The following is a 610-nucleotide window of genomic DNA, read 5'->3' on the forward strand; positions in this document are numbered from 1 at the left end:
CGTTCTCCAGAAAAATGAAAACAAATGCCATAATCATTCTGGGTCCAACCAGTTCTGGAAAAACAGAGTTATCAAAAGCCCTCCAGGAAGCGTTCCTCCCACAGGTATGGCTTAGCTTCTCGGTAGACAGTTTAATCTACTCTCTTCCACCTTCGGTACTGGAACGCTGCAACAAACAGGACGATTGGAATGGAGTAGATGGAAATCTTCTTTCTATGTCAGCAGTTTCTTGCCTCAAATGCCTCTTATCTAGCGGAAACCGGGTCATTTTCGATACAGTGATCCCGAGCGAGACTCGGTTCACGGAGCTGCAGTCTGCTTTATCCGAGTTCCGCCACTACCTAGTCGAACTAAAGTGCGAGTGGAAGGAGATAGAGAGAAGGACTTCATCAAGAGTTGATCGGTCTATCTCAGAGGCTTCACGCAGTTATAAAGCGACCACTTCACACCTGAAGCCCGACTCAGTATTCGATTCGTCTGAATTGAGCGCTTCAGAAATGGCCGAGAGGATTTTGACACAAATAGACTTAAAAGAAAAGAAGGAGAACCAGGCAGCACATACAACTCCAGCCAGCGCTCCGCGCTGACTTCCGCGTATGGCTTTCACGTT

The 610-nt window shown here is 47.4% G+C and carries 1 protein-coding gene; it reads left to right on the forward strand.

Annotated elements, in window-relative coordinates; all coding sequences use genetic code 11:
- Positions 1-587 (forward strand): hypothetical protein (locus tag QEH53_RS23935; RefSeq protein ID WP_309025761.1); only part of this gene is annotated, 587 nt, incomplete at its 5' end.
- Positions 588-610 lie beyond the last annotated feature (23 nt).

Source organism: Pelagicoccus sp. SDUM812002 (assembly GCF_031127835.1).
GTDB lineage: Bacteria > Verrucomicrobiota > Verrucomicrobiia > Opitutales > Opitutaceae > Pelagicoccus.